The organism is Streptomyces soli (assembly GCF_003999195.1).
Taxonomy (GTDB): Bacteria; Actinomycetota; Actinomycetes; order Streptomycetales; family Streptomycetaceae; genus Actinacidiphila; species Actinacidiphila soli.
Window position 1 is genome coordinate 1 of the sequence record NZ_RJVR01000044.1, and the last position, 8,585, is coordinate 8,585.

The window sequence follows — 8,585 nt, forward strand, 5'->3', positions numbered from 1 at the left end:
GTTCCCGTGCTTGGAACGGGAGTTGAGCACGACGGCCGCCTGCCGGCTCACCGGCCGCTCACGGGCGACGCACTACCGCCGGCTCAACCCGCCCGCGCGCGCGGCCACCGGCGGCGCGACTGCGGTCTGGCAGGTCGGGGTCCTGCGGACAGCGGCCTGGACTGCGCGTGGTCTGCGGGTTCCGGGACTTCGGCGATCTCGTCCAGCGGCGAGTTCGGGCTGACGTTGCCGGGACGCGCCTTGATCTGCGACAGCAGATCCTGCGGGAGGCGCGGGACGGATCCTGCGGCTTCGCGCGGTGTTCACCAGCTGATTCCGGCCGCCACCGGCAGGTGGTCGCTGCCGGTGGCCGGCAGCACCCACGAACTCTTCGGCTCCACGCCGCGGACCAGGATCTGGTCGATCCGCAACACCGGGAACTTCGCCGGCCAGGTGAAGCCGAAGCCGTCCCCGGCGGCGTCCTGGGCCGAGTGCATCTGTGAGGTGATGTCGGCGAACGCGCGGTCGTCCATGGTGCCGTTCAGGTCGCCAAGCAGCACCACCCGCTCACTCGGATCGGCGGCGATGGCCTTGCCGAGCGCCTGCACGCCTCTGTCCCGCGAGGCCGTCCAAAAGCCTCCCCTGGGCATCACCCGTATGGACCCCAGGTGTGCCACATAGACCGCCAGCGGCCCGTGGTCCGTGGCCACCGTGGCGCGCAGCGCCCGGTTCGAGGCCATCTTTTTGTCGACCGGCTTGGTGTCCGCCAGCGGCCCGTAGTCCATGATGTCGATCGGCTGGGTGTCCGACAGCGGCAGCTTGCTCCACAGCCCGACCGTGCCCTGCACCGTGTGGTACGGGTACGCCTCTGCCAGGCCCTTCTCGTACGTGCCCGTGGCCTGCGGGGTCAGCTCCACCAGGGCCAGCACTTCCGCGCCGGAGGCGGCCAGGTCGCGTGCGGTGCCGGCCGGGTCGGGGTTGTTGGCGTTGACGTTTTGCTCGGCCACGGTGAGGTCGCCGCCCGGGTGGGACTTGTCGCTGAGCAGCCCGCCGAAGAGGTTCAGCCACACCACGACCGGCAGCAGCAGCGCGACCACCGCGGAGGCGGAGCGGCGCCACAGCGCCCCGGTCAGCAGCACCGGGATGAACAGGCCGAACCACGGCAGGAAGGTCTCTACCAGGCTGCCGAGGTTCCCGATCCCCCGGTTCGGAATCTTCGCGTGCAGCAGCATGAGCAGCCCGAGCAGCAGCGCCAGTGCCGCGAGCACCAGGCCGCGCTTCCAGGGCCCCGGCCGGGAGGCGGCGCGTATCGCCCGGCGGATGCGCGCGCGCCAGGTCCCGGCGTCGGTCTCCCGGCGGCCGGCGCCGCCCTGCCCGGTCTCCGCCGTGTCCACCTGCGTCATCGTGTGTCCTCGCTCACTGCCGGTCACTGCTGCATCCTCGGGTCCTGGGTGGGGTTGGCATACATACTCGGGCAGCCGTCGTCGATCGCTTTGGGGCGCAGTTCGTAGTGCCATGGTTCGTTGGGGTAGATCTGGCACAGCCCGTACTCGGCACCGTGTTTGGCCAGCCAGGCCGTCGCATCGGAGTGCCCGATGTCGACCGCGTCCCCTTTCACGTGAGGAGACGTCGCGGCGGTGGCCACCCATCGGGCGGCCTCGTCTTCGGACCCGTACGTGAAGATCGCCTCGCGAAGAAGCTGATTCTGGTAATCCGGGGAACGCCAGCCGCTGTTGACGTAGAACGTGACGTTGTCGTCCGCGGCAGCCGTTGCAGCGTGGCGGAGAGCCTTCAGCAGATCCGGATCGAGGTTGGCCACAGCCGGAATCGCGGGAACGGCACCGTCCGTCTCACCGAGCGCACCACGGCGCTCACTGCGAGACGCATGCGGTGCCGCGGTCGAGGAGGACTTCGAGGGCGTGTCCGCGCTGATGGCGGGCCGTGGTTCATGCCGCCAGTCAACGCAGCGTGGTGTTGTCGGCACGTATGGGATTTTCGATACGCCGACGATATGCGCCAGCTCGTAGCATCAAGAGCATGCGCGTGTTGATCGTCGAGGACGAACCCTATATGGCAGAAGCCATCCGCGATGGCCTCCGCCTGGAAGCGATCGCGGCCGACATCGCAGGTGACGGCGACACCGCTCTGGAACTGCTGAGCATCACCGCCTACGACATCGCCGTCCTCGACCGCGACATCCCCGGACCGTCCGGTGACGAGATCGCCAAACGCATCGTCGCCTCCGGCAGCGGCATGCCGATCCTCATGCTCACTGCTGCCGACCGGCTCGACGACAAGGCCACCGGGTTCGAGCTCGGCGCCGACGACTACCTCACCAAACCGTTCGAGCTCCGGGAGCTCGTCATGCGGCTCAGAGCACTCGACCGCAGACGCGCCCACAGCAGACCGTCCGTGCGAGAGATCGCAGGCCTGCGTCTGGATCCGTTCCGCAGAGAGGTCTACCGGGACGGCCGCTACGTCGCGCTCACCCGGAAACAGTTCGCCGTGCTCGAAGTCCTCGTCGCCGCCGAAGGCGGTGTCGTCAGCGCCGAAGAACTCCTGGAACGCGCGTGGGATGAGAATGCCAATCCGTTCACCAACGCCGTGCGCATCACGGTCTCAGCGCTGCGCAAACGCCTCGGCGAACCCTGGCTGATCGCCACCGTGGCCGGCGTCGGCTACCGCATCGACACAGCACCCGGCACCGGACGTGAGGGAGGAGACCGTGGATAGAGCCCCTGGGTTGAGTGTTCGCCTCAAACTCACCCTCAGCTACGCCGGTTTCCTCATGTTTGCCGGCGTCCTGCTGTTCGCGGCGGTGTGGGTGTTCCTCCTGCGTTACGTCCCCGACCGTGCGCTCATCGTCCCCGGCTCCACTGGCACCACCACTAATGGGGTTTTTCCCATCCGGTCCAACCTCCTGCACGTTTTCGCTCCGAGGGCAGCCGCAGTGTTGGCGTTCCTGCTGGTGCTCGGCCTCGTGGGAGGGTGGATGCTCGCCGGCCGGATGCTCGCCCCGCTGACCCGCGTCACCGACGCCACCCGCCTGGCCTCGACCGGATCGCTCTCCCACCGGATCCGGCTACCGGGCCGCAAGGATGAGTTCCGCGAACTCGCTGACGTCTTCGACGGCATGCTCGAGCGGCTCGAAGCACACGTCGCCGAACAGCAGAGATTCGCAGCCAACGCCTCGCACGAGTTGCGCACCCCGCTCGCGGTCGCGAAAGCAATTCTCGATGTGGCCCGCGCCGATCCGAACCACGACGCCGGCGAACTCATCGACCGCCTCCACGCCGTCAACACCCGGGCGATCGACCTCACTGAAGCATTGCTCCTGCTCAGCCGCGCCAACCAGCGGTCCTTCACCCGAGAACACGTCGACCTGTCCCTCATGGCGGAAGAAGCCACCGAAACACTCCTCCCCCTGGCAGAAAAGTATGGCGTGACCATCGAAACCTGCGGCGACATCACCCCCACGATCGGATCGCACGCGCTCCTGCTGCAGCTGACCATGAACCTCGTGCAGAACGCGATCGTCCACAACCTGCCTGAACAGGGCATCGTGTGGGTGAATACCAGCGTCCGCCCCAACAGTGTGGTGCTCACTGTCGAGAACACCGGCGAGAAGCTCACCCCACAGCTGGTCTCGACACTCACCGAGCCATTCCAGCGCGGCACCGAGCGCATACACGCCGACCTCGCAGGCGTCGGCCTCGGCCTGGCAATCGTCAAAACCATCACCCAGGCACACGACGGAACGCTCACCCTCACCCCGCGCTCCGCCGGCGGGATCCGCATCACTGTGGAACTACCCGCGACAGACCCGCACTCCGACAGGTAACGAGAGCACCCCCAAGGTGCTGCGACCCCTCTGGCGTCAGGGACAAGCGCCACGAGATGATCATCCTATGGCGGATGTGGTTTTCTTCGATCTGGACGGCACCCTGGTCGATCATCGAAGCGCGGTCTGGGAAGCGATCGGCCAGATCGTCCAGGCCGCGCCGAACGCGACGGCTCCACCGGAGGAGCTGGTGACGTTGTGGTGGAGGCTGGAAGGGCGCCACATGCGGGAGTACCTGGCCGGTCAGTGCTCCTTCGCTGAGCACCATCGACGCAGGCTCCGTTCCTTCCTGCCGATGCTCGGAGAGCCGGTTCCGGAATGTCCCGGCCTTCTGGACGCCTGGATCGCCGAGCGCTACCTCACCGTGTTCGAGGAGTCCTGGCGGTGCTATCCCGATGTCCAGCCATGCCTGGAGACCCTGAAACTGCTTCCCCGAGGACCGCGTCTGGCTGTTCTCACCAACGGGGACCCCGAGCAGCAGCGCGCCAAGCTCGCCCGCTTCGGCCTCCTCGAGTACTTCGAGGCCGTCCTGACCCCGACCGAGCTCGGTGCGGCCAAGCCCGTCGCCTACGCCACCGCCTGCCGGCGGATGCGGACGGACCCCGCGCAGGCGGTCAACGTGGGCGACATGCTGGAAAGCGACGTGAACGCGGCCGCCCTCGCCGGGCTCACCGGCATCTGGCTGGACCGCGGCATCGACTTCGTCACCGGTGGACCATCGCCGACGGCAGACGAGACGGTGCTCCGCATCGAACGGCTCACCGACCTCCCTGACCACCTATCACGCACGAACGCCTGACCGGCACGCTCATTCGCATCTGCCCGAACCCTCACCAGGGCGGCTATCGGGGAGGAATACGGCAACCAGGAATAAGTGATCTCCACCGGTATAGCTCTCTGACCGGGAAGGTTTCAGCGTCGCGAGACTGCGTAACGCCAACGCCCGGCACCCAGAAGTCCTGACCGCGCAACCGCCGCTAGTGCTCTGACCGGGCCTGTCGATGAATTAGTGGTGCGTGTCGTGTCAACTCGGCGATGATGTCATATGCATGACATATCTGCCACAGGGAGAGTGCGTGCCAGATCCGAACCGCTGCTCATCTGCCGAGATCCGCGTCTCTAGGGCAAGCTTGACCTTCTCAGCGGCCTGAGCCTTCGCCGAGACGGACTCATTCGACGGCGAGGCAGAAACTGTGGGCCGGCCCGGTCGATCCTCGGTTACGGAATCGCTGCATCCCATGACGAAACTCCCCACCAAACCCAATATTGCCACCGCCTGTAGGCCCTCCTGTGCCTGCCACTTCATGTCCGACTCCCCCTCTGAACTGTCGCGACACCCTACCTGAGCGCGTCGGACCACCGTGTGCCCGTTGCGGTGGTGCCGGACGCTGATTCTCGGTAGGCAGCACGCATCAGCTCGCTGCGCCCAGCGGCCCAGCGGCCCACGTGCGCGGCGGCTGCCGGGAGCCCCATTGCCGAGCCACTTCGGTGCTGCCCGTTCTCGTGAACATCGACGCCGGCCGAACCGGGTGCCCATGTGATCTACCAGTTGATCCCAGATGAGTAGTTGGCCCCCCACCGCCTCGCGGCGGTGGGAGGCCATTCTGCTTGCCCGGGCCTATCCGACGATGCTGCCGATGAACTCGGGTGACAATGTGCTACTAGCCCGCTGGACGAGGATGAAGATCTTCCGGCCGTACTTCCGGGCGATCACAGCATCGGCGGTCTTCGTCGCGGTCACACCGGGCGCGAGGCGCCCTCAAGCGGCGCGGCCCCGTTGTGGAAGGCGCTGGGCGCGGCTGTAACGACGTCATTGGTGACACCCATGACGATGGTCGAGATGTCACTCAGGTCGACCGCCGCCTTGCCACCATTGGTGAACCGCAGCTTCGCCCGGAACTCGTAGCTCTTCGGATCGGCCGCACCCTCATCGGCGGTGAAGTCGGTGAAAATCCGCGCCTCGGCCACCGTGACCTTCAGGCCGTCCGGCCAGGTGTACGTCTTCCCGAAGGCAATATCTTCGCCGGTGTAGTCGATCGGGCTCGCGCTGGCCGCTGGCTTGGCGTCGTCGTCGCTAGTGCTGCATGCGGTGAGCGCCAGTGCGGCGGTAAGCAGGATGGCCGCGATGGTGCGAGTACGCATGTTCCCCCCATAGATCGCGTACCTGACCATATCGGTCTCTACTGGAGTTGGGCACCCAGGGTGACAGGACTGTTACGCATCGGCGGACATGGTGGTGGGTGCACGGGGCCGCGTCTGAGCAACCGTTCCTGTGAGGGACCAGTGCCGTATTCGCCCGAGGCCGAAGTGCGCGGCGCCTCTCGGCGCTCAGGTTGGCTGCTCCTGGAGCGGACGGCCGAGCATCGCCTGGTGGGCGGTGACCACGCAGGGACCAGAGGCACCCCGAAGGTGCTGCCCAGTTCGCGTAGGCACCCCGAAGGTGCTGCCCAGTTCGCGTATCCGTCAGCGCAGGGGGAACCGAGGCGCTCAGCGCCGCAGTGGAGAGTCCCAGGTCAGTCATCCTCGTCGACGAGGAATCCACGCCTCGGCATGGGCGCCATGTCCTCCAGGGTGGCGCTGCGGGGCTTGCGGCGCAGGGCGGCCAGCGAACGATCGCATGCGCGATGCACTGCTTCTGGAGGCGCTACGGCTGGACCCGGCGTCGATGGAGGCGGTCGCTAACCTGCGGGCCTCTCGGCGCACCCGGGATGAACCTCGTGGACGACAGCTGGCGCCGCTTCTCCTGACCAGTCGTGTCGGGATACGGAGAGCCGAGGGCGGCGACTGTTCTTGTCCGGGAGTGCGCCGCCCTCGGGCAGAGCTACGTGCGGGTACTGTGCCGATGTGGTCGGACTCGGGGATCGCAGACGGCGCACATGGCCGGCTGCGGTGAGCGGTCTCGGACACATCGGCCAGCGGCAGCCACGCCCCCTCGGCCAGTGGTGCCAGGGTCCCGCCGACCGTGGATTCCAGCAGATTCCCGATACGGCCGAACAGGTCGTCGAACTCTCTGATGAGCGGGTCCAAGGGGGTCGGCGACGGTGGTGTCCGGGAACGGGGATCCCGCCGGCGACATCCGCCCATCGCTCAGCCGCCCAGCCTGCTCCGGAGCAGCTGCTTGCCCAGTTCCGCGCCTTTGCGGCTGTCGGCCTGTGCCTTGCGGAACAGCTCCGCGAGTTCGGTGTCGTTCTCGCGTTCCGCGTCCTGGACGTAGGTCTTCATGCGCAGTGCGTTGCTCAGGCACGCGTCGATGTACCAGATGAGGTTGTAGTCCTTGTCCTTGGTGCCGCTGACCTCGCCGGTTTCGGTGCTGCTGGTCATGGCGGTCCCTCCTTGGTGTCATTCAGGTGGTGGTGTGCTGCTTGGCGGCGGTGATGACCGCCTCGCGCCGCCGGTGGCGCTGTTCGTACTCCACGACCTGCCGGGCCACGGCTGGACTGGCGGCCTGCAGTTGGCCGTTGATCTGGTCTGGGGTCATGGCGTCGTAGTCGTCCCACGGCTCGCCGCCGCGCAAATACTCGATGGCGTTCAGGACCATGGGCCGGTCGGCGTGGGCGCGCTCGTAACCCTCGACCACGGTCAGATCGCGTTGGGAGAGCATGCGCAGCCGCTGGACGATGTCGGTGACGGGGAGCCGGCCGTAGCCGGGAACCGGCAGGTCCTCCTCCCGGGTGACGGCGCCCCGGACTTCCTCGGCCATCCGCGGTCCGCCGGGCACCCGGCGGACCGCGCCGACGGTCGCGCGGCCGGTCTGTTGTCCGCCGCTGCGGGCGGCCTTGCCGATCCGGTCGACGGTGGTGCGCACCGCGCGCACGGCGGCGCCGGCCAGCCCGCCGCCGTCGGTGGGTGCCGGGCGGCCGCCGGTGGTCGTCGCTACCGTCCGGGCATGTTCGGCGAGGCTGTCCTCCAGAGCTTCCAGCAGCTGCTCGTCCTGGCGGCGCAGTGAGGCCAGCAGGTCGACGGCGGCCTGGTCGTGGGCCTGTTCGGCGATGCTCTGCCCGACGCGGCAGGCAGCCAGTGCCCGGGCCGCAATCGCGTACTCGTCCTCGGCGTCCTTCAGCAGCCGGCGTTCGTCGACTCGCCGGGGACCGCGCAGGATCCCGTCAGCGATCATCGCCCCGACCTGGAGCGGCAGCACGCACGTGCGGACGGCCCCTTCGGCGACGATCCGGACCAGTTCGGCAGTGTCCCGCAGCGGGCGGCCAGGGCGCAGTTCACGCACATGGCGGTCGATACCTGCGATGTGGTCCTGCACATCGGCGACGTGGCGCTCCGCACCGGCAGGAGTGACCGACCAGAATCGGTCGACGACCGCGGCATGGGCCCCGCGCACGTCCTCCAACGCCGGTACGAGCACATCCGTCGTCACTGTCATGGCAAGGTCCCTTGAGAGTGTCGGGCGGTATGAGGGGGGCGCCCGCCGGACACGTCCTCGCGGCCGGCGCCCCTGCTCCATCCTGCGGGAACCAACACCGGGTTCGCGCAACGAGCGCATTCGGCGAAAACCGGCGGATCCCTGTGACGGCGGGCTTCCCGGGGATAGGCGGCGCGCCTCCCGGTGATCCCGATTAGCCCATCCGGGTGAATGATGCAGGCCAGCGATGGCGTGTGCAGAGGGAGTGGCGGGGCAGCGGCTTCCCTGCCGGGCGCTGCGCGTGCGGGTCCAACTGTCGTCGTTCCGTGAACCGTGACCCCCTTTCGGTCGATGAAAAGTGACCCCTTCCGTGATCAAGTGATCAGTCTGGCTCCATGGGAGTCAGGTGGA

The 8,585-nt window shown here is 67.7% G+C and carries 9 protein-coding genes; 3 read left to right on the forward strand and 6 right to left on the reverse strand.

Features of this window, described 5'->3' with window-relative positions; all coding sequences use genetic code 11:
* Nucleotides 1–302 precede the first annotated feature (302 nt).
* Nucleotides 303–1,382: an endonuclease/exonuclease/phosphatase family protein gene (locus EFK10_RS02445; protein ID WP_127354126.1), complete on the reverse strand. Its 1,080-nt coding sequence runs from the start codon at nt 1,380–1,382 to the stop codon at nt 303–305.
* A gap of 23 nt (nt 1,383–1,405) precedes the next feature.
* The gene (locus EFK10_RS02450) at nt 1,406–1,963 is read right to left on the reverse strand and encodes a M15 family metallopeptidase (protein WP_127354127.1); all 558 of its coding nucleotides are present in this window, start codon (nt 1,961–1,963) and stop codon (nt 1,406–1,408) included.
* 53 nt (nt 1,964–2,016) lie between these two features.
* Here EFK10_RS02450 and EFK10_RS02455 point away from each other — a divergent pair, with 53 nt between their 5' ends.
* From EFK10_RS02455 to EFK10_RS02465, 3 genes are all read left to right on the forward strand, one after another.
* On the forward strand, nt 2,017–2,712 hold the full coding sequence (locus tag EFK10_RS02455) for a response regulator transcription factor (RefSeq protein ID WP_127354128.1): 696 nt from the start codon (nt 2,017–2,019) through the stop codon (nt 2,710–2,712).
* Complete coding sequence (locus tag EFK10_RS02460; protein ID WP_127354129.1) at nt 2,705–3,820, forward strand: sensor histidine kinase; 1,116 nt, start codon at nt 2,705–2,707, stop codon at nt 3,818–3,820. Before EFK10_RS02455 ends, EFK10_RS02460 begins: the two co-directional genes overlap by 8 nt.
* Nucleotides 3,821–3,887: 67 nt before the next feature.
* Nucleotides 3,888–4,619 (forward strand): HAD family hydrolase, encoded by a 732-nt coding sequence (locus EFK10_RS02465; protein ID WP_127354130.1) that lies wholly within the window; start codon nt 3,888–3,890, stop codon nt 4,617–4,619.
* Between the two features lie 819 nt (nt 4,620–5,438).
* Here the strand turns inward: EFK10_RS02465 and EFK10_RS51835 are convergent.
* The 4 genes from EFK10_RS51835 to EFK10_RS02485 form a co-directional block, all read right to left on the reverse strand.
* A complete protein-coding gene (locus EFK10_RS51835; RefSeq protein WP_265737463.1) occupies nt 5,439–5,561 on the reverse strand; it encodes a hypothetical protein in 123 nt (40 codons plus the stop codon).
* Entirely contained in the window at nt 5,558–5,962 is a 405-nt protein-coding gene (locus EFK10_RS02470; protein ID WP_127354131.1) for a hypothetical protein, read from the reverse strand. Before EFK10_RS02470 ends, EFK10_RS51835 begins: the two co-directional genes overlap by 4 nt.
* A 945-nt stretch (nt 5,963–6,907) precedes the next feature.
* On the reverse strand, nt 6,908–7,141 hold the full coding sequence (locus tag EFK10_RS02480) for a hypothetical protein (RefSeq protein WP_127354132.1): 234 nt from the start codon (nt 7,139–7,141) through the stop codon (nt 6,908–6,910).
* Nucleotides 7,142–7,163: 22 nt separating this feature from the next.
* Nucleotides 7,164–8,195: a hypothetical protein gene (locus EFK10_RS02485; RefSeq protein ID WP_127354133.1), complete on the reverse strand. Its 1,032-nt coding sequence runs from the start codon at nt 8,193–8,195 to the stop codon at nt 7,164–7,166.
* Nucleotides 8,196–8,585 lie beyond the last annotated feature (390 nt).